Source organism: Thermoactinomyces daqus, assembly GCF_000763315.1.
Classification (GTDB): domain Bacteria; phylum Bacillota; class Bacilli; order Thermoactinomycetales; family Thermoactinomycetaceae; genus Thermoactinomyces_A; species Thermoactinomyces_A daqus.
In genome coordinates this window covers 24,412-49,862 of the sequence record NZ_JPST01000008.1, presented here as the reverse complement: position 1 = coordinate 49,862, position 25,451 = coordinate 24,412, and the positions used below count along the sequence as shown (strand labels likewise).

Annotated in this window: 22 protein-coding genes; 8 read left to right on the top strand and 14 right to left on the bottom strand. The window is 50.2% G+C overall.

Features of this window, described 5'->3' with window-relative positions; all coding sequences use genetic code 11:
* Window position 1: 1 nt before the first annotated feature.
* The 3 genes from JG50_RS0103985 to hfq all read right to left on the bottom strand — a co-directional run bounded on the left by JG50_RS0103985 (window position 2) and on the right by hfq (window position 2,377).
* Complete coding sequence (locus JG50_RS0103985; RefSeq protein ID WP_033099823.1) at window positions 2–1,444, bottom strand: deaminase domain-containing protein; 1,443 nt, start codon at window positions 1,442–1,444, stop codon at window positions 2–4.
* Window positions 1,445–1,468: 24 nt separating this feature from the next.
* Window positions 1,469–1,834, bottom strand: a complete 366-nt coding sequence (locus JG50_RS0103980; RefSeq protein ID WP_033099822.1) for a hypothetical protein — start codon at window positions 1,832–1,834, stop codon at window positions 1,469–1,471.
* A 333-nt stretch (window positions 1,835–2,167) separates the two neighbouring features.
* Window positions 2,168–2,377, bottom strand: coding sequence for an RNA chaperone Hfq (gene hfq / locus JG50_RS0103975; RefSeq protein WP_033099821.1), 210 nt, complete (start codon window positions 2,375–2,377; stop codon window positions 2,168–2,170).
* A 312-nt stretch (window positions 2,378–2,689) separates the two neighbouring features.
* Between hfq and JG50_RS0103970 the strand changes: the two genes are divergently transcribed.
* Window positions 2,690–4,249: a golvesin C-terminal-like domain-containing protein gene (locus JG50_RS0103970; protein WP_052153979.1), complete on the top strand. Its 1,560-nt coding sequence runs from the start codon at window positions 2,690–2,692 to the stop codon at window positions 4,247–4,249.
* Between the two features lie 205 nt (window positions 4,250–4,454).
* The gene (locus tag JG50_RS0103965) at window positions 4,455–4,775 is read left to right on the top strand and encodes a YolD-like family protein (protein WP_033099820.1); all 321 of its coding nucleotides are present in this window, start codon (window positions 4,455–4,457) and stop codon (window positions 4,773–4,775) included.
* Window positions 4,776–4,813: 38 nt separating this feature from the next.
* Here the strand turns inward: JG50_RS0103965 and JG50_RS0103960 are convergent, their stop codons facing one another.
* The 4 genes from JG50_RS0103960 to lgt all read right to left on the bottom strand — a co-directional run bounded on the left by JG50_RS0103960 (window position 4,814) and on the right by lgt (window position 10,593).
* Complete coding sequence (locus JG50_RS0103960) at window positions 4,814–8,311, bottom strand: efflux RND transporter permease subunit (RefSeq protein ID WP_033099819.1); 3,498 nt, start codon at window positions 8,309–8,311, stop codon at window positions 4,814–4,816.
* Between the two features lie 207 nt (window positions 8,312–8,518).
* A complete protein-coding gene (locus JG50_RS0103955) occupies window positions 8,519–9,019 on the bottom strand; it encodes an acyltransferase (protein WP_033099818.1) in 501 nt (166 codons plus the stop codon).
* A 12-nt stretch (window positions 9,020–9,031) separates the two neighbouring features.
* Window positions 9,032–9,673 (bottom strand): pyrophosphatase PpaX, encoded by a 642-nt coding sequence (ppaX, locus tag JG50_RS0103950; RefSeq protein WP_033099817.1) that lies wholly within the window; start codon window positions 9,671–9,673, stop codon window positions 9,032–9,034.
* A gap of 14 nt (window positions 9,674–9,687) precedes the next feature.
* On the bottom strand, window positions 9,688–10,593 hold the full coding sequence (lgt, locus tag JG50_RS0103945) for a prolipoprotein diacylglyceryl transferase (protein ID WP_033099816.1): 906 nt from the start codon (window positions 10,591–10,593) through the stop codon (window positions 9,688–9,690).
* A gap of 455 nt (window positions 10,594–11,048) precedes the next feature.
* Between lgt and JG50_RS0103940 the strand changes: the two genes are divergently transcribed.
* The gene (locus tag JG50_RS0103940) at window positions 11,049–11,267 is read left to right on the top strand and encodes a hypothetical protein (protein WP_033099815.1); all 219 of its coding nucleotides are present in this window, start codon (window positions 11,049–11,051) and stop codon (window positions 11,265–11,267) included.
* Window positions 11,268–11,313: 46 nt separating this feature from the next.
* Here JG50_RS0103940 and hprK read toward each other — a convergent pair whose 3' ends face one another.
* The 3 genes from hprK to JG50_RS18635 all read right to left on the bottom strand — a co-directional run bounded on the left by hprK (window position 11,314) and on the right by JG50_RS18635 (window position 14,525).
* Entirely contained in the window at window positions 11,314–12,246 is a 933-nt protein-coding gene (gene hprK / locus JG50_RS0103935; RefSeq protein ID WP_152568475.1) for an HPr(Ser) kinase/phosphatase, read from the bottom strand.
* An 89-nt stretch (window positions 12,247–12,335) separates the two neighbouring features.
* A complete protein-coding gene (locus JG50_RS0103930; protein ID WP_033099813.1) occupies window positions 12,336–13,448 on the bottom strand; it encodes an ABC transporter ATP-binding protein in 1,113 nt (370 codons plus the stop codon).
* A gap of 114 nt (window positions 13,449–13,562) precedes the next feature.
* A complete protein-coding gene (locus JG50_RS18635; RefSeq protein ID WP_052153978.1) occupies window positions 13,563–14,525 on the bottom strand; it encodes a PucR family transcriptional regulator in 963 nt (320 codons plus the stop codon).
* Window positions 14,526–14,794: 269 nt separating this feature from the next.
* On the opposite strand from JG50_RS18635, the gene JG50_RS0103920 reads away from it, so the two are divergent.
* Window positions 14,795–15,433 carry a class D sortase gene (locus tag JG50_RS0103920; RefSeq protein WP_033099812.1) on the top strand — a complete coding sequence of 213 codons (639 nt, stop codon included), beginning with the start codon at window positions 14,795–14,797 and terminating at the stop codon, window positions 15,431–15,433.
* Between the two features lie 182 nt (window positions 15,434–15,615).
* On the opposite strand, the gene JG50_RS0103915 is transcribed toward JG50_RS0103920, so the two are convergent.
* Window positions 15,616–15,951: a phage holin family protein gene (locus JG50_RS0103915; RefSeq protein WP_033099811.1), complete on the bottom strand. Its 336-nt coding sequence runs from the start codon at window positions 15,949–15,951 to the stop codon at window positions 15,616–15,618.
* A gap of 354 nt (window positions 15,952–16,305) precedes the next feature.
* Here JG50_RS0103915 and gnd point away from each other — a divergent pair, with 354 nt between their 5' ends.
* From gnd to JG50_RS0103895, 4 genes are all read left to right on the top strand, one after another.
* Complete coding sequence (gnd, locus tag JG50_RS0103910; RefSeq protein WP_033099810.1) at window positions 16,306–17,202, top strand: phosphogluconate dehydrogenase (NAD(+)-dependent, decarboxylating); 897 nt, start codon at window positions 16,306–16,308, stop codon at window positions 17,200–17,202.
* Between the two features lie 213 nt (window positions 17,203–17,415).
* Entirely contained in the window at window positions 17,416–17,835 is a 420-nt protein-coding gene (locus tag JG50_RS0103905; RefSeq protein WP_033099809.1) for an Rrf2 family transcriptional regulator, read from the top strand.
* A 209-nt stretch (window positions 17,836–18,044) separates the two neighbouring features.
* Window positions 18,045–18,713 (top strand): NAD(P)H-dependent oxidoreductase, encoded by a 669-nt coding sequence (locus tag JG50_RS0103900; protein WP_033099808.1) that lies wholly within the window; start codon window positions 18,045–18,047, stop codon window positions 18,711–18,713.
* Between the two features lie 459 nt (window positions 18,714–19,172).
* Window positions 19,173–19,703 (top strand): peroxiredoxin, encoded by a 531-nt coding sequence (locus tag JG50_RS0103895; RefSeq protein ID WP_033099807.1) that lies wholly within the window; start codon window positions 19,173–19,175, stop codon window positions 19,701–19,703.
* A 543-nt stretch (window positions 19,704–20,246) separates the two neighbouring features.
* Here the strand turns inward: JG50_RS0103895 and JG50_RS0103885 are convergent.
* The 3 genes from JG50_RS0103885 to uvrB form a co-directional block, all read right to left on the bottom strand.
* Window positions 20,247–20,441, bottom strand: coding sequence for an alpha/beta-type small acid-soluble spore protein (locus tag JG50_RS0103885; protein ID WP_033099805.1), 195 nt, complete (start codon window positions 20,439–20,441; stop codon window positions 20,247–20,249).
* Between the two features lie 88 nt (window positions 20,442–20,529).
* Complete coding sequence (gene uvrA / locus JG50_RS0103880; RefSeq protein ID WP_033099804.1) at window positions 20,530–23,412, bottom strand: excinuclease ABC subunit UvrA; 2,883 nt, start codon at window positions 23,410–23,412, stop codon at window positions 20,530–20,532.
* A gap of 6 nt (window positions 23,413–23,418) precedes the next feature.
* A complete protein-coding gene (uvrB, locus tag JG50_RS0103875) occupies window positions 23,419–25,398 on the bottom strand; it encodes an excinuclease ABC subunit UvrB (RefSeq protein WP_033099803.1) in 1,980 nt (659 codons plus the stop codon).
* Window positions 25,399–25,451 lie beyond the last annotated feature (53 nt).

The following is a 25,451-nucleotide window of genomic DNA, read 5'->3' as shown; positions in this document are numbered from 1 at the left end:
CTTATCCCTCCTGTTTCTTCGGGGTCACAACTTTTCCGCCTTTCAGGATCAACCTTCTTCCTTCTCCATCATAAACAATCACTTCGATCTTAGGGTGAAGCTTACTGAATTGGTCAATGGATCCATCATACTCTCCGACCTGATTATCTGCCTTAATTAATTTTCGATTTTTCCCTTGACAACCGGGACACGTCCTCCGTTCGGTAAACAGGATGAGCCGGTCTCCCTCTTTCCCCGGACTGTTCCCTAGTTTACTGGATATATATTCCAGTATTTTTGGTTCGGAGTCATACTGGCGCCCATGTCCGATATTCTCATTTTCATCAGGTTGATAATCCATTGGGTATACCTCTTCTTGCCCCTCTTTTGCTTTCACATAGTCAAACTTAAACTTATCTCTCGGGACTTCCTTTACCCATCCCTCTTCAAAAATAGGAATGTTTTTCCCGGAATAAGCCTTCAGCTCATGTTCCGAAATTCCCGCGATTTCCACTTTGGCCGTGGCGAAATTTTTGCCTCCGTCTAAAAGAGAATCTCGAAACTTAACAATACTATTTGCTTTATTTTTACTATACCCTTTCGCAGTTAACTGTTTAGTCGCTTTATCCTTATTTTCAGTCCCAACTAATTCAATAATCTCTTCTATTAGCTTTTTCCGTGATTTTTCCGCTTCGGTGGATAAGCCCTGAGTCTGCTTGGCCAGCAGTTCCGGAGTGATTTTTTGTGTGGGGCTGGCCCAGCCGTGCGGGTCGAGTTGGTCACTGTAGGAGATCACATCTTTCGGGCCGCTGCCGGGACGGAAACAATGGAGCGGCCCTTCCGCAGCGGCAAAATACTTGGGCATGGGCTGGTAGCCGAAGCAAGGATCAGCGGACCTGGCCAGATACTTTTCCAGTTTCGCCAAGACCGGCCCTGTCTGTTTCTGGACGGACGCTTTGACCATCTGAACGGCCGGTTGGATCACCGGTTCCATCAAGTGATAGCCACCGACCAACAATCCCCCGGTCAAAGCTCCGGCCAGCACGCGTTTGAAGCTGAACTTTCGCCCGTGCAGCCAGTCATCAACGATCGTGGTGCCTGCTCCTTCTCCGGCGCCGATCACGATTTTCCGGGAGAAGAGCTTCTGCATGGCTTTCGGGAAGCGGCTGATCCACCGGCTTCCTTTTTCCATCAATGCACCCGCGGTTTTAAACCGGCTCAAGTAGGGAAGCATTTTCACTCCAAGCCAGCCCAAACCTCGCTCCAACGCTGCGGAGAAGCCCATGCCGCACAGCCCGAGCACTCCGCCGATGCCGCCTTCCAAAAAGGTGGACTGGTCGATTTTCCCGCCATTGAGCAAAACACTGATCCCAAATGAAGTTATCGCGCCCCCCAGAACCGATGCACCGAGTGGTGGTGCAATAAAGCACAAAACCACACCGACGATGATGACGGCGGTAAACAATATGTACCCTTTGTATTTCCAAACCTAGTCCCAGGCGGCGGACAGCCCGTCGACCACGCCGCGCGCAAACTGGTCACATACCTTGGCAATCCAGTCCCAGGCTTCGGCAAAACCTTCTTTCGTTTTCTGCCAGGCAGCCGAAACTTTCTGTTTCGTTTTGGACCAGAGACTGGAAACACCATCCTTCATCTCTTTCCAAAAGCTGTGATTCTCGTTTTTTGCCTCGGTGACTGCTTTGGACGGTGCCGGTGCAGGGCCCGATTTCACTTTGTCAAAGTGATCATTTACTTCCGGGACTTGGAAGCTCCCGCTCTCGGCATAAACCGGGACATGTCCCAGCAGTCCTGCCCCTGCAAAAATGAGGAGCATGACCACAACCCATTTGAACACGCTCTTCCTCATAGCCCTTTACGGAAAGCAAAAAATCCCCGCTTGCTTTTCCGTAAATTTCCCTCTTTCGCAAAGAGAAAGAATCTATTTAATGGAATTTACCTTCAAATTATATAAAATTTTTCATTCGATGGCAGAATAATTTATTAAAATTTTATACAAAAAGCCCTTAAGCAAATATTCTTAAAGGCTTGTTTCCATCGGTGTAACTTTTTTAACTTTGCTGCCCCCCCCGTCCAACAACCCGTTCTCGCCGGCGAGAGCATCGTATGACCTGCTACTACCCCTACTTTCTGGTCTTCGCATTTTGAATAATCCGAGAGATTGAAGATATTACATTGCAATGACAGGCGACTGGGTCTGGATCGTACTGACCATCTTCTTGAAAATGAGAAATTGGTTGCCCTCTGCTTCGATTGAAATGGTGAATTTGTCAAAATCCCGAATCACTCCCCTGTATTGAAATCCATTCACTAAAAACAATGTGACCGGCATGTTCCTTTCCACCAGCTGCGTAAGAAAATTCTCCTGAATGTTGTCCATCAGGACCATTCTCCTTCCTCTCGTTTTAACGTCTTCTACTGCATTTCTTTCCCAATTCCCCCTCAGGCAAACGAATTCCTCTTTTCCATCGTCTTCTCGTCGTTTTTCCGCTCTCCCCTGACATAAAACCGGCATCATGAATAAAATAAAACCAGCAATTCAGCAATGTACAGAAAAGAATACAAATTTAATAATCTAATAAATTCATCCTAATAATGTATAAATATATTGCTATATAAAAATAGAGGCGTTATAATATATTAAGACTAAATATTTTGATTTTTCAATTAAATATTATTGGGAGGAGTGCTTGTGTTTCGGAATCGTTGGGGATCCTGTTTGCTCATCTTCCTGCTTGTCCTCGCGTTTAGTCCGGCCATGTTGTTTTCCGGCAGCATCCGGGCATCTGCTGCGCATCCATCGGAAAACGGTTCCTCCGAACCCGTTTACCACCCCGGGCCTCTTTATGAACAGTTTGAGCAAGCAGCGAAGGAGTTTCATGTTCCCTTGACCATTCTCCTCGCCGTCAGCTACGCCGAAACGCACTGGCAAGACCATCACGGCAAACCGAGTGAACTGAACGGCTACGGGTTGATGCACCTGGCCGATAACCCGACGAACCATTCATTGCCGGAAGCGAGTCAATTGCTGGGCATTCCGGAAAATCAGCTCAAAAATGATGTCAAACAAAATATCCGCGGCGGTGCAGCCGTTCTCGCCCAGCGGGCCAAAGAGCTGAATCAGGGCAAGCTGCCGCAGGATTTGGCCAAATGGTATACCGCTGTTGCCGCCTACAGCGGACTATCCTCCAAACTGACGGCCAAGTGGTACGCGGATGAAGTTTATGATTTGATCAACCACGGCGCTTACCGTCTGGTCGACGGCAAAGATATGTTTATCCGTCCGACGCGGGTAATCCCCGACAAAGGTATCTATGCAGACGTGAAAGCGGTGCAGGCGGCATCCACTCCGGACTACCCCTATGCCAATTGGGTTGCCGCCTCCAGCAGCAATTACACGGCAGCCAATCGCGTGGCAGACGGAAACAGCATCAATTATGTCATTATTCATACAACAGAGGGTTCCTACAGCGGCACCATCAGCTGGTTCCAAAATCCACAGGCACAGGTGAGCTCACACTATGTCGTCCGCTCCAGCGACGGGGAAATCACGCAGATGGTCCAAAACAAGGACATCGCCTGGCATGCCGGTAACTGGGATTACAACGTCCACAGCATCGGCATCGAACATGAAGGATATGTCAGCGATCCATCCTGGTTTACTGATGCGATGTACCGCGCCTCCGCCAGTTTGACGCGCTGGCTCTGCGACAAGTACGGAATTCCCAAAGACCGTTCCCACATCATCGGACACAATCAGGTTCCAGGTTCCACGCACACCGACCCCGGCTCCGGATGGGACTGGAACTATTATATGTCACTGGTCAACCAATCATCCTCATCCACGGAGATCGTTGTCGACAATTCCAATACATCCCGCGTTTCCGTCAGCGGCAACTGGGCGCTCAGCTCCTGGAACTCCCAAAAATACGGAGCCGACTATTACTATACCACTCCCCAGGCGGTCAGCGAACCTGTCTGGTTCAAATTTAACGTACCTTCTTCCGGTTCCTACAGCGTTTACGCCTGGTGGCCCGCTGATCCCGGCTATAACAGCAACACGCCCTATATCATCAGGACATCCAGCGGAAATCAAACGGTTTATGCCAACCAGCAAGCGGGCGGAGGAAAATGGAATTATCTCGGCACCTTCAATCTCCCCGCAGGCGATCAATACATCGTCGGGGTTTCCCGCTGGACATCGGGAACAGGCTATGTGATTGCCGATGCGGTGAAGCTGGTAAAAAATTAATGCGAAAATAAGTGTTCAAAGCCGGTAACGCCGGATGATGGCGTTGTCCCGGCGTTTTTTTGTGAGCATGTGTTGCCGGTCTGAGGCCGGTGCGCCGATCCCCCGCAAATTTGCCTGGTTCCCCCGTGCTTGCCAACTTTTTTTATTTCCTTCTTGATATCAGAACATATGTTCGTGTATGATGATTAGCAAAGGGGGGAGCGGGATGAATGTGATCAACTTTCATCAATGGTATGAGAACCGTTTGTATCTTGCGCTTATGCATCAATCCGAACCGAAGCGAACCTGGAAATATGAACCGCCGCAAATTGAACCTGACCAATTGGAATATATGGCTTTTTTACTGGAAGAAGCACATGAACTGGAAAAACCGGTTCTGGTCACGTATGCGGGCAAACACTCCCCGCTGCAATTTTACGGTCAAGTGATTTACGTCCAACCTTATGAAGGTTGGTTTATCATGGCTAACGGCCAGATAAAGCAACGGCTCCGCTTTCGTCAGCTGATCGAAGTGGACTGGTTCTGAAACAAAAGAAGCCCCGGGGTTTCCCTCGGGGCTTAAGCTTATGCCTGCACTTTTATCAATCTTTCCCGGATGCGTGTCAATAAAAGATAGACGATCGGAACAATAAACAAGGTTAAAAAGGTGGAGGAAGTAAGCCCGCCGATGACGACAACTGCCAGCCCCTGGGACATCAGGGTTCCTTCTCCATACCCCAGTCCGAGGGGGAGAAGCGCGAAGATCGTGGCAAAGGCAGTCATCAGGATCGGCCGCAAACGAGTGCCGGCCGCTTCGAGCAAGGCTTCTTCGATCCGGAGTCCGCGCGCCTGCACCTGTTTGACGCGGTCGATCAGGACGATGGCGTTGGTAACCACGATTCCGATCAGCATCAAAGCACCAATCATCGCGGAAACGCTGATCGGCTGCCCGGAGATCCATAATCCCGCCAGCCCGCCGATCACAGCGAACGGCAGGGAGAAGAGAATGGTAAAGGGTGCGGTCGCCTCGCCAAATGAGATCATCATTACGATGTAAACGGCGGCAATGGCCACCACCATCGCCACGCCCAATTGGGCAAAGCTTTTATTCATCTCTTCCGTGTCACCGCCGATTCTGACGGAAATACCTTTGGGGATCTTCACCTGATTGATCGCCGATTGCACTTCCCGGGAGACAGCCCCCGTATCCTTGATCGTCACATCGCCGGAAACGGTGGCATAGCGCTGACCGTTTTGCTTTTGAATCGAAACCGGTCCGCTCACGACTTTGACATCGGCGATTTCCCCCAGTTTGATCAAATCGCCCGTCTGCGACAAGATCTGGATCTCTTTCAGCCGGTTGAGAGAATTGAGATCGTTCTCCTCCAGACCGAGGCGAACGTCCTCTGCAGTCGGGCCATTGTTTATCTCAAACACTTTATCGGCATCGAGAAGGTCTCGTATGGTATAAGCCACTTGTTGCGCCACCAGTCCTTTGCGGGCGGCTTTGGCTTCATCCACATGGACATCGACAATTTGCCGGCTGGCACTCAGATTGTTGCTCACATTGGTCAAACCGTGGACGTGTTTTAACCGGGAGGTGAGCGCTTCGGTCACATTTTTGACCTGGTCCATGTTGCTTCCCTGAATGCTTACGGAAATTGAACTGGAAGGCGGTCCGACGCTCCTCACTTCATTCACTTCGATTTCCCCTTGTTGCCCCAGCGGTTTTAATTCCGTCCGCACTTGGTTCAAAAAGGGATCCATGTTGGTGTGATCAGCCAGTTTGACGAAAATGGAGGCGCGGTTCGGACTGCCGATGCTGCCATCGGACATCAACTGTCCGCGCAGGTTCCCCACCGAAGAGGAGATGATCTCAACTTCCGGGTGTTTCTTCAGGGTCTTCTCAATCTTACCGGTAACCTCATTTGTCTTTTCGAGATCGGTTCCGGAAGGCATTTTCAAATTGACCTGCATCGCCTTCTCTTTTTCCGAAGGCAGAAAACTGGTGCCCACGAGCGGAACCAGTCCAAGGCTCAGGACAAGGAGCGCGACGGCTCCGCCCAGCACGATCGCCTTATGGCGAAGCGACCACGCCAGTGCCTTTTTATAGCCGGAAGCAAAGCGGCTGTGACTGCGCTTCTCGCTCATTTTTGTCCCGCGCAGCAACATGATTTTGGACAGAACCGGAACAATGGTAACAGCGACCAACAAGGAGCAAAGCAAGGCAATCGCAACTGTCACGGCAAACGGATAAAAGACCTTGCCGACAATTCCGTCGATAAACCCGAGCGGAATAAAGACGGACACCGTTGTCAGCGTTGAGGAGGTGATCGCTGCCCCCACTTCTTTGGTCGCCAGGTAGATAATCTCCGACGTGCGTTCTGGTTTGCGCATCAGATGGCGGTAAATGTTCTCAATGACGACGATGCTGTCATCCACCACCCGTCCGACTGCTACGGCAATTCCCCCCAAAGTCATAATGTTGAGGGAGATATCCGCCTCTTTTAATAACACGATCGTGGCAAAGATCGAAATGGGAATCGAAATGATCGAAATCAGGGTAATCCTGAATTTGCGAAGGAAAAGCAGGATGACCACCGAGGCGAACAGCGCACCAAGCAGCCCTTCGCGAATTATTGAACGAATCGATGCTTTCACGCCCTCCGATTGATCAAACAGCTTGATCAGATGGAGATCGGGATTTGCTTTTTTCAATCCGGCAATTTTCTTGTTGACCTGAGTGGCCACATCGACTACATTGGCATCCGGATTTTTGATGATGTCGATATTGACCGACGGCTTCCCATCGGTACGGGTGATCATGGTATTGTTATCTGCTGATTCAGTAATGGTGGCGATATCGCCCAATTTTACCGTCTTGATCTCCGGGTTTTTCAGTTCGGGTTTTTTCGTTTTGGCGGAAGGAAGCGAAGGTTTTCCCGCCATATTCAGCTTCGGCACGGACAATTTCGACTTGGTCCCGGCACCGGACGCTTTCATTTTCTCACTGAGCTGTTTCAGCACGGCCATATTGATGGCGATATCGCGCTGCAATTCAGCCGCTTTCGCTTTCAGTCCGGCATCATCGGGATTTTGTTGCAGTTGCTGAAGCGTTTTGTTCAGTTCCAACTGATCGCCGAGCACCTGTGCCTGTTTGGCCTGTGCCATTTGCAGCATGGCCATTCCCTGACTCATCTGGCCCATTCCTTGTCCCAGGCCGTTGACTGCCTGACCGAGCCCTGATACCGCCTGACCCAGTCCGCCGACCGCCTGTCCCAACTGTCCCATTCCCTGGCCGATCTGATTGAAGGCATCCTGCATTCCTTCTCCGGGGTTTGCCGGAACCGTGAGTTCGTAGTTCTTTAACTGGTCGATATTCGTGATTTTTTGGTTGATCCGAATCGGCATATCGACAGAGCCCGATTCCAGGTCACCGACAGGCAGGGACATGTCGGCACTTTGCAGGGCCTGCTCGACCTGCTGCAACGACAAGTTATATTTTTTCAATTGATCCGGTTTGAGGCGAATATAGACCGCTTTGGCCCCTTCTCCCTTGACTTGCACTTCACCGACACCGTCAACCGTCTCCAGCTCCGGCTTCGCTTTGTCGGTTACCCAGCGTTCGAGATCAGCCGCATTTTTCTTGTCGCTGGTCACAGCCAGGGTGATCAGCGGGTACGTATTTAAACCGAATCGGTTAAAAGTGGTGTTCATCACGCCATCCGGCAGTTTGAGACGATGGATGGCATCTTGCATCTCCTGCTGCGCCTTATCCAAATCAGCAGAAAAATCAAATTGCGCTATAACCACGGACGTGCTGTCCGCAGAAACGGAGGTGACTTTCTGTACCCCCTTTACTCCCATCACTTCTTTTTCAATCGGCCCCGTCACTTTCTGATCAATGTCCTCCGGCGACGCTCCCGGATAAGGAGTAATCGCGACAATGACCGGAAAATCGATGTCCGGCATTGCTTCCATCTTAAGCTGTGACGCTTCGTACAGCCCGCCGCCGATTACCAGGATCACCAAAAGAACGATCGCCGACACATTTTTCAAAGAAAACCGGGTCAGCCAGCTCACTCTTGGCCCTCCTTTTTTTGCGTAAAAAAACTTGCCGGTGTCTGCATGGTCAACGAGCAAGTTTTTCTTCCCTTCCCAACAAAGTTTCATGTGCTGTCTATAGATTATTTCTGAATAACCTTACAAACTACAAATAAAACTTAATAAATAATCACTATCATCTTACCGAACAGGCGGAGGGTGGGTCAATTTCCGTTTTGTGAACTTTCATGTTCCTCCGTCTTCGCCGTCCACACGGATCAGGCGAATCGGATTTCCGGCGGCAAAGGCCCGGGGAGGCACATCCCGGGTTACGACAGAACCGGCTCCGATCACGGCATGATCCCCGATTGTCACTCCGGGCAAAATGGTGGTGTTCGCTCCGATCATCACATGATTCCCGATCGTTACTTCGCCCAGACGATACTCGTCGATCAGGTATTCGTGTGTCAAAATTGTGGAATTGTAACCGATGATGCTGTTGCGGCCGATCCGGATTTTCTCCGGGTAGAGAATATCCATCATCACCATAAACGCCACTGCCGTTTTCTCCCCCACTTCCATCCGCAAAAAGGTGCGATACAGCCAATTTTTCAACCACATAAAGGGAATGTACCTGGCAATGACGATTACGAGCGTATTTTTGAACACTTTCCAAAACGAAACCGTCCGGTAAACCTGCCATAGCGAATTGGCCCCCTTGACGGGATAGCGTTCCGTTTTTCTCATGCGGCGGTCACCCTATGAGCGGACTCCGACAATTTGCAGCAAGTCCCTCATATCCTCCAAATAATAATCGGGATCATACTTTTTCAATTCCTCCGCATGCAAGCTCCAGGCTACGGCTGCCGAAGCGACACCTGCCCGTTTCGCCGCCAGGATATCATAACGGCTGTCCCCGACCATGATCACCTGTCCGGGTGTTCCGCCCAAATGCTCCATGGCCAGAAAAATCATATCCGGCTCCGGCTTCGCTTTTTCCGTATCGCCTATGCAAACGACTGTTTTCATAAACCGTCCCAGATCAAAGAGTTTTAAACCCATTTCCACGACAAGGCGGCGTTTGTTGGAAACAACCCCCATCAGCACTCCGGCCCGGTCCAGCTCGCTGAGCGTCTCCCGGACATGGGGAAATTCCAACACCAATTCGTCGTGTTTTCTCTCATTAAAGGCATGATAGGTCTTCACCATCTCCTCAGCCTGATCGGGATCAAAGCGGCGCATCTGGTCGTAAAGAGGCTCACCCATAATCTCCAGAACATCCTGCTCGGTGTATTTCCCCGGACAATGAAGTTCCAATGTATGCATAAAGGAAGCCAAAATCAGCTCATTTGTATTAATCAAAGTCCCATCCAGATCAAAAAGCAGAATCGGTTTTTTCACTCGTTCTCCTCTCCTTATGCTTCATTTGTCTCTACGGCCGACCGGTAAGGAACCCAAGCCCGCCTGCTCAGACGGCGCCATAAAATCATGCCCAGTCCGATCAGCATCCCGAGCAGACTGACCAATTGCGCCACCCGGATGTTACCATGCTCCAGACTCCCCGCCTGAAGCCACGCTCCCAACGGCTGCCACAATGCATTCAGCATGTCGCTTAACCACATTGGACCGGTGAAGGAAAGACTGTCAGTCCGCAATCCTTCGATAAAAAAGCGGCCCAATGAATACCATACCATATATGTAAAAAAGATTTCTCCGCGGCGCAAGTTGATTTTGCGAAGCAACAGGAGGAGAAGAAAGCCGATCCCGTCCCATATCGATTCATACAAAAAAGTGGGCTGGTAATAAACGCCCTGGATATTCATCTGGCTGATGATCCATTCGGGCAACTGAAGAGCTTCCAGCATCGCCCTGCTGACCATCCCCCCGTGCGCTTCCTGGTTGATAAAATTCCCCCACCTTCCCAGCGCCTGGCCGAGCAGTATGCTGGGGGCAATAATATCCGCCATGTTCAAAAAGGAAAGGTGGTATTTTCTCATAAAGAATGCCCCCGCCAGAAAAGCTCCGAGCAACCCGCCGTGAATTGCAAGCCCTCCATTCCACACGGCAAAAATGTCCATCGGGTGATGGAGATAATACTCCCATTGAAACCCGACGTAGTAAAGGCGCGCTCCCACAACGGCCGCCGGCAGCACCCAAACCACCAAATCCAGAAAAATTTCAGCTGGCAGCTGGTGACGCTTTCCTTCCCGGATCGCAAGCCATAATCCCAGAAGGGCAGAACTGCCCAGGATAATTCCATACCAGTAAATGCGGATCGGTCCCAGGGAAAAAGCGACCGGATCGATCACAGCCAAAGTCATCGTTTTTCCGCTCCTTTTCTGTGAAAGTTCATTGGAGAAATCGGGGTATTGTCCCCTTTTTGTTTTGACTGTACCTTCATCCTGAGGAAGATTTGAAAGTCCGCTTATCGGCAGGCATGTTGATTTGCATCAAATATTGATTAATCAACAGACCTGATTCATTCAACATTTCTATTTATTTTAACCTATTTTTTCCAGATAACATCAAAAACCGGTACTGCATATGAAAAATATTTTCGTCCGTTCTCTTTATCAAATTTACATACTGTTCAAAAAAATATATCCCCCCGGCCTTTTCCAATGCCCCTGACTGGTATAACATAAGAAATGATCCCAAAAATGTTCGCTTAAACCCTGAAATTTAAAATTTATTCACTTATCTCCCCGTTTTTATTATGGACAGAAAAAGTCAGATTCATTAAAATAATATACACAATATTTTGGAGGGATTTATATTGCTTGCAATCAATCCGTCGGATCCGTTCCTGGAAGGCGATGAAGAACGTTATGACTGTATGGAATGCGGAGCACAAGAAAGCATCGTGATCATCGACAACCGGGGTTTTTGCAGCACGCCGGGCTGCCTCCATAATGATCCGGTTCAATTTGTCTTTTTTCCCCAGTGGCCCAAACCAAAGGCGTGCCATATTGAGCGAAAAAGATTTTTAAAGTGACCATAAACAAGAGGTGCCGAACCATGATTCAGCACCTTTTTTGCGTTTAATCCCAGTCATCCGTCTCGTCGATCGCTTCGCCCAGTTGCTGCACAAATTGCTGGGCAGCATGATAACCCATGCGCTTAAGACGAAAATTCATCGCCGCCACTTCAATGATGACGGCCAGATTTCGCCCGGGGCGCACCGGAATGATCAACTGCGGCAACTCGGTATCAATGATGCGGATTTTTTCCTCATCCAGGCCGAGACGGTCATATTGCTGTTTTTCCTGCCATGCTTCCAAATGGATGGCCAGCGAAATTTTCTTTTTGTCCCGAACCGCCCCCGCTCCGAACAAGGTCATCACATTGATAATTCCCAGCCCGCGAATTTCCAGCAGATAGCGGATCAATTTGGGAGCATGTCCGATCAGCTCCCCTTCTTCGGTCTGCTGAATCTCCACCGCATCGTCGGCCACCAGGCGATGCCCGCGCTTGACCAGTTCCAACGCGGTCTCACTTTTGCCGATCCCGCTTGAGCCTGTGATCAGAACCCCAATGCCGTATACATCCACCAATACTCCGTGAAGGGTGGTCATCGGGGCCAGATGTTTTTCCAGGTAATTGGTTAACTTGCTGGCGAATCTCGTCGTTGCCACCGGTGTGCGCAAAATCGGAATCTTTCTTGTCTCGGCCGCCTTGATCAATTCAGTGGGAACCTCAAAATTGCGCGTGACGATAAAGCACGGAATTCGCGGATCGCACAAACGATCAAACCGTTTTTTTCTCTCCTCGCCGCTCAGTCTGTCGATAAAGGAAAGTTCGGTTTTTCCGAGGAGCTGGAGCCGTTCCGTCGGATGAAACGTAAAAAAGCCTGCAAGTTCCAATCCCGGGCGATACAGATCAGAGACCTCCACTTCCCTGTTCAGCTGGTCCCATCCGCAAATGACTTCCAGATCAAAATCCTGCACCAGATGTTCCAATGTCACTTTTTTCATCAATGGTCTCTCCTACTTCGCTTCTTGCCACCATCTGTAAAGAAGAAGCGACTGGGTCAGCATCCAGTCGCTCATGCCTATGCCTAAGTTTACAATACTGTTTTTTCCGTTTCCTTGTCAAAAATATGCGCTTTATTCATGTCGAACGCCAGCTTGATTCGCGCCCCGGGTGCATATTGGGTTCGTGCATTCACTCTGGCGGTCAGCCATTTTTCCCCAAAACCGCTCATGTATAAATACATTTCCGCTCCCATATTTTCGGCCACTTCCACTTTGCCTTCAAAGGCGCTGTCCGGGGAAGCCTCGAGAAAGACCGGTTCATCATGCACCGCTTCCGGACGGATGCCAAACACCACTTCCTTGCCGACATATCCTTGTTCACGCAGCCCGGAAGCCTTCCCTGCCGGAATTTTTACTTTGGCGCCGGTAGTGGTGAAATAAACATCGCCACTTTCCTCAATGAGGGATCCTTCAACGAAGTTCATGGACGGAGAGCCGATAAATCCTGCCACAAACATATTGGCCGGCTTGTTGTAAATTTCGGTCGGGGTATCCACCTGCTGAATGACACCGTCACGCATAACGACAATGCGGTCCCCCATGGTCATCGCTTCCGTCTGGTCATGGGTGACGTAAATAATCGTCGTTTCCAGGCGCTGATGCAGCTTGCTGATCTCTGTCCGCATCTGCACGCGCAATTTGGCATCCAGATTGGAGAGAGGCTCGTCCATCAGGAACACCTGCGGTTCGCGAACGATGGCCCGGCCCAGGGCCACCCGCTGCCGCTGGCCACCGGACAATTGCTTCGGCTTCCGGTCCAGCAGGTGCTCAATATCCAAAATCCTGGCCGCTTCATGCACCCTTTCTTTGATTTCCTCTTTTTTGAATTTGCGCAACTTCAAGCCAAACGCCATGTTTTCATATACTGTCATATGAGGATAAAGTGCATAGCTTTGAAAAACCATGGCAATGTCGCGATCTTTGGGCGGAACGTCATTGACCAGGCGGTCACCGATATACAGTTCCCCTTCGGAAATATCCTCCAAACCCGCGATCATCCGTAAAGTCGTTGATTTTCCGCATCCTGAGGGACCGACCAGGACGAGAAACTCTTTGTCTTTAATGTCCAGATGAAAGTCTTTAACCGCAGTAAAACCGTTGTTATATCTCTTAAAGACATGATTGAGCCGGACTTGGGCCATTCGGTTTCCTCCTTGATAGCGCTTTCTGTTTAATTAAAATCTATTTTAGATTAAAGATTAAAAATATTCTATGTACAAATCGCACAAACCTTTTTTGACAGTTTGCACAACCCATCATTCCGCATCTTTTTGCAACAAGAGCAACATGATTTTCACCAGCACGGCATCGTCAAACGAACGCACATCATAGCCTGTTTCCTGTTTAATGCGGTCCAAACGGTACAAAAGCGTATTGCGATGAATATAAAGATGCCTTGCCGTTTCACTGATGTTGAGATTAAATGCAAACAGCGCTTTCAGCGTTTTCGCCAACTCGGGTTCTTTCAGCAGAGAAACGGAAGGGAAATTTTTCTTAAACGAGGCGACGGCCTCATCGTCCAATTGCGTAATCAGCTTTTCCAGTTCCAGCTTCCAGGTCGCCATCACCTGGCGCTCCGGATAAAAAATGCGGAACAGCCCGGCCGCTCTCCGAAGTTCACTCCACATGCGGGCCGCTTCTTTCGCATGATGAATCGGCGGATGCACCAGCACCCGAATCCAGGTTCCGGCTTCACCGGCAAACACCTCGCACAATTCCTCTGCCGCTTTTTCCAGCGACCGTTTGAAATCCGTCCCTTCGCTGAATGATGACAAAGAGGCCAGCACCAGCCATTCGCGCTCATGGATGGAGATCACCCATGCCATCTCTTCCCCGAAATAAGCTTGAAACAATTGGGCGGGCTCATCAGCCGTTCCTCCGGCCGGTGAAGTTAGCTGGACGTAAAAAGGCACACGATCGTTCCATGAAAGCTTGGCGATTTCGGGCGGAACCGGAACCTCCCCTTCATCCTTCACCAACGATTGGAACCAGTCGGAAAGGCTAATCCCCTCCCCCTGTCCCCGCCGGTCCCGCAGCCACAGTTCCACCAATGCGCACTCACGCGGGGTTAAGGGAATTTCAAAGGTAAAGGCCGTTCCGGACGGCAAATAAAAAACCGGTGAAGTTCCCTCCATCGGCTTCTTCACCCGTGCCCCGGCACCGATCGCCCGCTCCAGCTCCCTCAGCCATTTCTGTTCCTGCGGGGATAACCAGACCATTTGGCACTTCGCTCCTTGTTAAAAAGATTTCACAACCAAAAAGATCTTCTCATTTCATCGTCAGTATACAAGATTCCACCCCTGCAAACAAAGCACCAGCCACTAATACTCACTCAAAATCATGACACAAAAAAGAATTTGTCATCGAATAAAATGGATGATACTTTTCTATACAAGGATTTCGAAACTCCAATGTAAAATAGATTAGGAACAGTTCCGGAAGATGCGCCGAACAACAGCGGTGCAAACCTGAGCAGGAGTGATAATGAATGGCGCGAAAAATCGCATGGTTGCTGATCGTAGCAGGAGTTCTCCTGCTCGGTTACAACGCATATCAGTGGTGGGGAGAAATCCGGGTCGCCGTCGTTGATCCGAAAATGGCGATGGCCATCTCAAAAGAATGGGACGACAGAACCAGGATGCCCTCACTCGACAAAGGGGAACCGGTCACCGGTGAGCACGCCAAAAAGGGAACCGTCGTCGGACAGTTGGTGATCCCCCGTCTCGGAGCCATCCTCCCCATCGTGCAGGGAACGGACGCGGACTCCCTGAAAAAAGGCGTCGGGCTGTATGAAGGATATGGCACGGTAAATCCAGGGGAAACCGGCCATGTCGTCCTGTCCGGCCACCGCGATACCGTTTTTCGCGGAGTGGGAAAATTGCAAACGGGCGACCGCCTCTATGTAAAATATCACCATAAGGTCTTTACATACCAAATTCGCAAAACGTGGATCACCAAGGCGGATGACCTCACTGTCATCGTTCCGATCCCCCGTCCGGTTCTGTCCCTGACCACCTGTTATCCTTTTAACTACGTCGGCAGCGCACCGGACCGGTATATCATCCGCGCCGATTTGATCAAGATCGAAAACGAAAACCAAAAAGACACCCAAACATCGGGCAATTAAATCCTGTCATCAACCAGCGTTGCCACCACCAGCCATTCAGGCAGGAAGTGGTGTCCCCTTCCGCCGGGGGCCCCGGAATCGGGGAAGTCAGGAGGGGATACCATAACCCTGACCTGCGATGCACTTTCTCACTTTCACAAAAAATGGAGACGGCACGTTGACACCGACCCCCACTCATCGATTTAATCCATAATTCGGTCAGCAATCCACGATGCCACGGCTACAATCAATGCGCCGAGGAAGGCAGGCACAAACCCGTTGACATCAAATCCCCTGATCAGCGCACCGGTCAACCAGAACAAAATGGCATTGACCACGAGTGAAAACAGCCCGAGTGTGACGATATTGATCGGGAGGGTGAGCAACATAATCAGCGGCCGGATAATCAGGTTTATCAGCCCGAGTACCAGTGCGGCCAACAGTGCCGTTCCCCAGCTTTGCACATAAATTCCCGTGACGATTTTGGATGCCAGCAAAACGGCCAGCGAATTAATCACGAGCCTCACAATAATGCCCATCTAAATTGCCTCCTTGCTTTCAGGCATATGACTTTCAAAGATTTTTCCTTTAATTTCCGCTTCATTCTGCAGCAAAGTCCCCATTTCTCTCGGTTCCATCCATTATTTGGTTGGTCAATCCCCTTCCTCCGTTATTTCTTTCCCGTTTTTTACAAGAAAAACGCGTTTCTCATACATGATTTTTCCTTTAATGCGCAACCTCTAAAATGAGCTTGCAACCTGGATGGCAACGTTTTCAAAACCCTTATTTCCATGCGGTTTTCCCCGATTTTTACATGCAGTTTTTTTTTATTTATAGTATACTTTTGGGAGTTGAAATGTACGTTTTTCGTATGGCGCAAAGGAGTGGACAACATGAAACTAGGAATGATTGGCCTCGGCAAAATGGGGATGAATCTGGTTCTGAACCTGCTTGATCATCAACATGAAGTGGTAGTATACGACGTCAATCCGGAGCCAAGACAAAAACTGGCCGAAAAAGGAGCGATTGCGGCTGATTCGGTACAAGCCCTGATTGCAGACCTCCCGTCTCCGCGGGTGGTATGGCTGATGGTTCCTGCCGGTGAAATCGTCGATACGCTGTTACAAGATATTCTTCCGCAACTGCAACAAGGGGATATCGTAATCGATGGCGGAAATTCCCATTATAAGGATTCTCTGCGCCGGAGCAAACAATGTGCGGAAAAAGGAATTCATTTTATGGATGTCGGCACTTCCGGCGGGATGGAAGGGGCACGTGAAGGCGGCTGCTTCATGATCGGCGGCGACAAAGAAGCATTTGCCCATATCGAACCGCTCTTCCGCGATCTCGCTGTAAAAGACGGCTATCTGTATACGGGCGAAAGCGGCAGCGGACACTTCCTGAAAATGGTGCACAATGGAATTGAATACGGCATGATGCAAGCGATCGGTGAAGGGTTTGAGGTTCTCGACAAAAGCCAATTCAATTATGACTACGAGGATGTAGCCCGCGTTTGGGCCCATGGCTCGGTTATCCGCGGCTGGCTGATGGACTTGACGCAAAACGCCTTCTCCAAAGATCCGCGCCTTGAAGGAATCCGCGGCGTCATGCACGCATCCGGCGAAGGACAATGGACGGTTGAAACGGCTTTGGAACTCAAAGCGGCTGCTCCGGTGATCGCCATGTCACTGTTTATGCGCTATCGTTCCCTGGAAGAGGATACCTTCCACGGAAAAGTGGTTGCTGCATTGCGAAACGAATTCGGCGGACATGCTGTCGAGAAAAAATAATGCGGACACAGGCTTTCCCGAAATACATCGGGGAAGCCTTTTTATTGCCGGATCTGCGTCAATCGCATCACTGTGACTTCCCCGTTTGCTCCCGATGATTGACGGCCAATCTTCGTTATTTTATGATTAAGTTTACATTGAGGTCGAGTCTCCGTAAGTTTTTATACTAACTGTATTAATTATGATTACAGTATGCTTGGAGGAAGACGGTTAGTGAACAGTGAATTTACAATAGCAGTGCACAGCTTGGTATACTTAACCCATCTGCCTGGTCACATGGCAAGCAGTGAATCGATTGCAGCCAATGTTTCCACCCATCCGGCACGAATTCGCAAGGTGATGGGATGCCTGCGAAAACACGGATTTGTGAAAACAAAAGAAGGGATCGGCGGGGGGTATATTCTGGATTGCGACCCGGACGAGATAACTCTGGCCCAGGTCTATCGCGCAGTTTCCTGCGGATCATTTAAGCCGTCCTGGTGCACCGGAGACCCCGAACAAACTTGTCCGGTTTCATCCAATGCCCAACGGGTTATGGATCAGATTTTCGCCGACGCTGAAGCGTATTTTGAAACCTATTTTGCCCGGATTACGATACGTTCCGTTTTGGAAAAAATAAAACAGTGTCCATAATCCCGGTTTCTTTTTCCCTTACTGTCATTAAAATAATTACAGATTGGATCGTCGTAACTTCCTCCATCGTTTACGTGAAAATAAACTGTAATCAGTTCTATAACATTTAGAGCGCGCATAAAAATCGGAAGACCGCCCCAATGTAAGAGATAATGCAGGTTTATATTAATCCAAAAACACCCGACACACGAAAGGAATGAACATACAAAATGAACAAACAATCCATTAAGGAGCAAGTTCTTGAAGCATTCCGCTTTCGTCATGCCACAAAAAAATTTGATCCAACCAAGAAGATCACGGATGAAGATTTTAACTTTATTTTGGAGACAGGGAGATTATCCCCCAGCTCGGTTGGACTGGAGCCGTGGAAATTCCTGGTTGTGCAAAACCGTGAACTGAGAGAAAAATTGAGAGAACTTTCATGGGGAGCTCAAGGTCAACTTCCCACTGCCAGCCATTTTGTCGTGATTCTCGCCCGCACCGATGCCCGATTTGATTCCGATTATGTCAAAAACCATATGATCAATGTTAAAAAGATGCCGGCCGAACAGTTGGAAGCGCTGAGCGAGCGGTACAAATCGTTCCAGAAATCCTTTCACATCCTGGACAATGACCGGTCCTTGTTTGACTGGTCATCAAAACAGACCTATATCGCTTTGGCAAACATGATGACGGCTGCGGCGCAAATCGGCATTGATTCTTGCCCGATTGAAGGTTTTGACCCCGATGCCGTAAACCGGCTGCTCGCCGAAGAAGGCTTGCTGGAAGACGGAAATTTCGCTGTCTCTGTCATGGTCGCCTTCGGTTATCGGGCAGAAGATCCTCATCGCCCCAAAACAAGAAAAAGCTTGGATCAGGTCGTCGAATGGATCGAATAACAAAATCAAGCAAGATTCGCACCCTGCCATCCGGACGGAGGCAGGGTTTTCTTCACCATTTCAGCGGATTACCAACAACGGTGCTTCACTCATATCTGTGTTCAATCAGCCCTTCCGTTCCAGGTGCACAACCATTCGTCAGCTTCACCGTTTGGTCTCTTTCGTCAAACAAAGAACCGCTGTTTTCCGCCGGGCCGGGTCGAATCGTTTGCCATGGTCGATCTTCACACAGTCAGGCGAGATCCTCCATGAGCGATCAGGAAAATCGTTTTGCCTCTCTCCTGCACGCAGTCTTGAATCACCAGCCAGTCTGCACCTTCCTCAAGCGAAAACTATTACTTGTTAATAATAATTATAATTTAATATTGACTTCAATCTGAAGGGATGATATCGTAAAAATACAGACATGAGGATGGCCATCCTCCTGTTTCAAATTATTGTTTACAGGAGGAATCTTTCATGAACAAACGAACTGTCGGCTTGCCGGCACCTGACTTTGATCTTTTATCGACCAAGGATCTGTCATCACTGAATGAACGGATCAAGTTACGAGATTACCAAGGCAAATGGCTGCTTCTGTTCTTTTATCCCTATGACTTTTCTTTCGTCTGCCCAACGGAACTTCGTGCCCTGTCCGAACGTTATGAGGAATTTAAAGATTTGGATTGTGAAGTGATCGGAGTAAGTACGGACAGTATCTACACGCACCGCGCCTGGATTCAAACACTGCCGGCCGATAACGGTTTGGGAGCGATCCGCTATCCTTTGGCTTCAGACCGAACAAAAGAAGTGGCCCGGGCCTATGGTGTGCTGAATGAACAAACAGGGGTGGCGGAACGAGGTTTGTTTATCATTGATCCGCAAGGAATCATTCGTTATCAGGTGGTTACCGATGAAAATATCGGCCGTGACGTCGATGAAACGCTGCGTGTACTGCAAGCCCTGCAGTCCGGCGGCCTCTGTCCGGCCAATTGGAAACCGCGGAATTGAATTTTATCAAATCCAAGGTGAATCTCGTTTAGAGAGAAAGATGAATAAGTAATCCTGAAGGTGGTGACTGTTTTGCAACAGGACAGCTTTAAACAAATCAGAGAGAACCTTTCATTCCGTGAGGAAAATGGAGAAATCCTGCTTTATTTTGGAGAGGAGCCGGTCGGAAGGATTCCGCAAAAACTCCTCAGTGCCGACAGGAAACAAGCAAAACCTTCACCCAAATTCACCCGATCATATGTTGAAAATTGTGATTTGGGTTGGTGTTAGTGACCCGGAGCTTGCCCCGCCATGCCTGAAGACAGGGCTCCTGCGAACGGTCACACAGACGACCGGTTTTTTGGCAGACTCTGCCCGCAGGCCCTTCCATACTCTGCTGCTCCCTGATTTAGCTTTAGTTCCTCAACTCCGGCAAAACGGGACGGACTGTTTTTTTGCAACAACCCCATATCCGCAGTTTTCAAAGGGATGATACCATTCTGATAAAATCCCGTCAGTCATTCGCAAAGGTATAAAAAAAGGGGGGGCATCATCCCCCTTTTTTTATTGCTGACGCTTCATCATCTGTTGTTGCGCCATTGCCACAAGACGTTTGGTCATTTCACCACCGACCGAGCCATTGGCCCGGGCCGAGGTATCCGCTCCCAACTCTACCTGTTGTTCTCGAGCGATCTCCTCTTTCATCTGGTTCAGTGAAGCTCGGGCACCTGGTACAAGCAGCTTGTTCCTGTTTGCCAAATTCCTCACTCCCCTTGAATCGGATGGTGAAAGATCGTCTTGCTTCAGTTAGTTTGTGCAATCGGCCACGCATTTATTGTTTCTTCTGCTACCTTGTTGTCTCCGCCATCTCCGCTTCGATTTGCTTCATCTTCTGCTTCATGCGCTCGCGATCCCGCTGCAAAATCGGGGCGAGGAACTGTCCGGTATACGAACCGCTCGTCTCGGCCACCTGTTCGGGTGTTCCGGCAGCAACCACAGTCCCTCCTCCGCTTCCGCCTTCGGGACCCATGTCAACAATATAATCGGCGGTCTTGATCACATCGAGATTGTGTTCAATCACAAGAACGGTATCCCCGTTTTCGACCAATCTGTCCAGCACCCGAAGAAGACGGGCGATATCATCAATATGGAGGCCGGTTGTCGGCTCATCCAGCACATACAGGGTGCGTCCTGTACTCCGCTTGTGCAATTCCGAAGCGAGCTTGACCCGCTGCGCTTCCCCGCCCGACAGCGTGGTGGCCGGCTGCCCCAGCTTCATATAGCCGAGTCCCACATCATAGAGGGTTTGCAATTTGCGTTTGATGCGCGGGATGTTCTGAAAAAAGTCAAGCGCCTCCTCCACCGTCATCTCAAGGACATCGGCCACGTTTTTCCCTTTGTATTTAATTTCAAGGGTATCGCGATTATACCGTTTCCCTTTGCACTGCTCGCAAGGTACATAAACATCGGGAAGGAAGTGCATCTCGATTTTGATAATGCCGTCGCCACGGCATGCTTCACAGCGGCCGCCCTTCACATTGAAACTGAACCGGCCCTTTTGATAGCCGCGTACTTTTGCCTCCTGCGTGGAAGCAAAAACTTCGCGAATATCGTCAAACACCCCGGTATAGGTGGCCGGATTGCTTCGCGGCGTACGCCCGATCGGCGATTGGTCGATGCTGATCACCTTGTCCAGATGATCAGCCCCTTCAATTTTCTTATGCTTCCCGGGAATGGTTTTGGCTTTGTTTAGCTGACGAGCCAGCGCCTTTAACAGGATTTCGTTGACCAGGGTGCTTTTCCCGGAACCGGAGACGCCGGTCACGCAGGTAAACACCCCGAGCGGGAATTTCACACTGATGTTCTTCAGGTTGTTTTCCTGCGCCCCCACGACTTTCACCCATTTGCCGTTCGGCTTGCGGCGCTCTTCAGGAACGGGAATAAATTTGCGTCCGCTCAAATATTGTCCCGTTAACGAACGCTCATGGTTCATAATCTCCTGCGGCGTTCCGGCGGCAACCACCTGTCCGCCATGCGCTCCGGCACCCGGTCCGATATCGATGATATAGTCGCAGGCGAGCATCGTATCTTCATCGTGCTCCACCACGATCAAGGTGTTTCCCAAATCCCGCATCTTTTCCAAGGTGGCGATGAGCCGGCTATTGTCCCGCTGGTGCAATCCGATACTCGGCTCATCCAGGATGTAGAGCACTCCCATCAGGCTGGAACCGATCTGCGTGGCGAGGCGAATCCGCTGCGCTTCCCCTCCTGACAGGGTGCCGGCGGCCCGGTTCAGGGTGAGATAATCCAGGCCGACATTCACCAGAAATCCGAGGCGCTCCCGAATCTCTTTCAACACCAGCCGGGCGATTTGCATCTCTTTCTCGCTCAGCTCAAGATTCTCAAAAAAGGCGAGTGCTTCTTTGATTGACAGTCTGGTCACATAATCGATATTTTTGCCGCCGACGAGCACATGAAGCACTTCCCGCTTCAATCGAGCTCCTTTGCATGTCTTGCATGCCTTGGTCGTCATATAGGTTTCGATCTGTTCGCGGATCAGTTCCGATCCGGTTTCGCGATAGCGGCGATTTAAATTATTAACAACTCCTTCAAACAAGGTGTGCGCTTCCCTGGTGAAGCCCATGTCATTGGTATAGCGAAACGGAAACCGCTCCTTGGAACCGTGAAGGATCAGGTCCTTCTCCTTCGGGCTGAGCTCTTTGAAGGGTTTGTTGATATCGATTTGAAAATGGTCACACACTGCTTTCAAAAGCTGCGGATAGTAGTTGCTGCTGGATGAGGCCCACGGTTCAATCGCCCCTTCTGCCAGGGAAAGGGACGGATCGGGAACGACCAGATCAGGGTCGATTTCCATATGACTGCCCAAACCGTCACAGGTGGGACAGGCACCAAACGGACTGTTAAAGGAAAACATGCGCGGCGACAGTTCATCCAAACTGAATCCGCACTCCGGACAAGCCAGGTTGGAACTAAACATCAATTCCTCACCACCGATCACATCAACAAGCACCTCGCCGCCGCTCAGTGAAAGGGCGATTTCCACCGAATCGGTCAGCCGCGTTTCCACTCCCGGTTTCACCACAATCCGATCGACGACCACTTCGATCGTGTGCTTTTTATTTTTCTCCAGCTTGATCTCATCGGACAATTCCATCATCTCGCCGTCGATCCGCACGCGCACATAGCCCTGAGCGGCAATCTCTTTCAACAGCTTGACATGTTCTCCTTTTCGTCCTTTCACCAAAGGAGACAAAATCTGGATGCGCGTCCGCTCCGGAAGCTCCATCACGCGGTCAACCATTTGCTGGACCGTTTGTGACGTGATCTCAATTCCGTGTTCGGGACAATAAGCGTGTCCCACCCGCGCAAACAGCAACCGCAGGTAATCGTAGATTTCCGTCACTGTTCCCACGGTAGAACGCGGGTTGCGGCTGGTCGTCTTCTGATCGATCGAAATCGCCGGCGACAGGCCTTCGATCGCATCCACATCCGGTTTATCCATCTGGCCGAGAAACTGGCGGGCATAGGCGGACAGCGACTCGACATAACGTCGCTGCCCTTCCGCATAGATGGTGTCAAAAGCGAGGGATGATTTGCCGGAACCGCTGAGTCCGGTCACAACGACAAACTGATCCCGCGGAATCGTCACGTCGATATTCTTTAAATTGTGCACCCGCGCACCGCGGATTACGATATTCTCATGTGCCATCTGCCTTTAACCCTCCGCTTTCAGTTCCAGGATCAGATCACGCAATTCAGCTGCACGCTCGAAATTGAGTTCCTTGGCCGCACTTTTCATCTCTTTCTCCAGAGATTCAATCAGCTTGATCCGTTCTTTTTTCGTCAATGCCTTCGCCTTTTTGTTTGCTTCGTATTCCGCCGGCTGTTCCGCCACTTTGGTCGCTTCGATGATCTCATGCACTTTCTTGCGGATCGTCTGCGGCACGATGCCGTGTTTCCGGTTGTATTCCATCTGGATTTTGCGCCGGCGTTCCGTCTCATCGATGGCTTTTTTCATCGAGTCGGTAATCGTATCGGCGTACATGATCACTTCTCCGTTGGCGTTCCGTGCCGCCCGCCCGATCGTCTGGATCAGGGAGCGTTCCGAACGGAGGAATCCTTCCTTATCGGCATCGAGAATGGCGACCAGGGAAACTTCCGGCAAGTCCAATCCTTCCCGAAGCAAGTTAATGCCGATCAATACATCAAATTCACCCAGGCGCAAGTCACGCAAAATCTGCATCCGTTCAATCGTTTTGATATCCGAATGCAAATAGCGCACCCGAATCCCCATTTCCTTCAGGTAATCCGTCAAATCCTCCGCCATTTTTTTGGTCAGGGTGGTAACCAGAACCCGCTCGTTCCGTTGGATCCTCTTTTGAATTTCCCCGATCAAGTGGTCGATCTGTCCCTGGATGGGATGAATGTGAATTTGCGGATCAACCAGACCGGTGGGGCGGATAATCTGTTCAACCACTTCCGGCGCTTTCTCCAGCTCATAAGGTCCGGGCGTGGCCGAAACAAAAATGATCTGGTTGATCTTGTCCTCGTATTCCTCAAATTTGAGCGGGCGGTTATCCTTGGCGGACGGGAGGCGGAATCCGTGCTCCACCAGGACATCTTTCCGCGCCTGATCCCCGTTGTACATTGCGCGAATCTGGGGAATTGTCACATGGGACTCATCGACGATCATCAAATAATCATCGGGGAAAAAGTCAAGCAAGGTATACGGCGGTTCGCCCGGCTTCTTCCCGACCAGGTGACGTGAATAGTTTTCGATGCCGGAACAGAAACCGACTTCCCGCATCATTTCCATATCGTAACGTGTCCGTTGTTCAAGGCGCTGCGCCTCCAGCAGCTTGCCCTGATCCCTCAGCTCTTTCAACCGTTCTTCCAGTTCCGCCTCGATATCCCTGAGCGCCCGGTCCATCACACCGGAACTTGCCACATAGTGAGAGGCCGGAAAGATGGCCACATGCTCGCGTTCCCCGAGAATTTCCCCGGTCAGGACATCGATTTCACGAATCCGTTCAATCTCATCACCAAAAAATTCGACCCTGACCGCCTGCTCACTCCGGGAAACAGGGAAGATCTCCACCACATCCCCGCGCACACGAAAGGTCCCGCGGGTGAAGTTCAAATCATTGCGCTGATACTGGATATCGACCAGTTTGCGCAAAATCTCGTTCCGATCCCGTTCCATACCGACGCGCAAAGAGAGAACAAGGTCGCGGTATTCCTCCGGTGAACCCAAACCATAAATGCAGGAAACACTCGAAACGATAATCACATCGCGACGCTCAAACAGCGCGCTGGTAGCGGAGTGGCGCAGCTTGTCAATCTCATCGTTAATCGAGGCATCTTTTTCGATATACGTGTCCGTCGCCGGAACGTACGCTTCCGGTTGATAATAATCATAATAGCTGACAAAATACTCAACGGCGTTATGCGGGAAAAACTCCTTCAGCTCCCCGCACAGCTGGGCCGCCAGCGTCTTGTTGTGAGCAATCACCAAAGTCGGTTTATTTACACGCGCAATGGTCTGCGCAATCGTAAACGTTTTTCCTGTACCCGTCGCACCCAGCAGGGTTTGAAACCTCTTTCCCTCCCGGATGCCTTTTACCAATTGATCAATGGCCTGCGGCTGATCTCCTTGAGGCTGAAACTCAGAAACGATCTCAAATTTCCTTTCCATCCGATTCACCTCTTTTCCACTCTTCGTATTATATCATATCGGTTGACATAAAG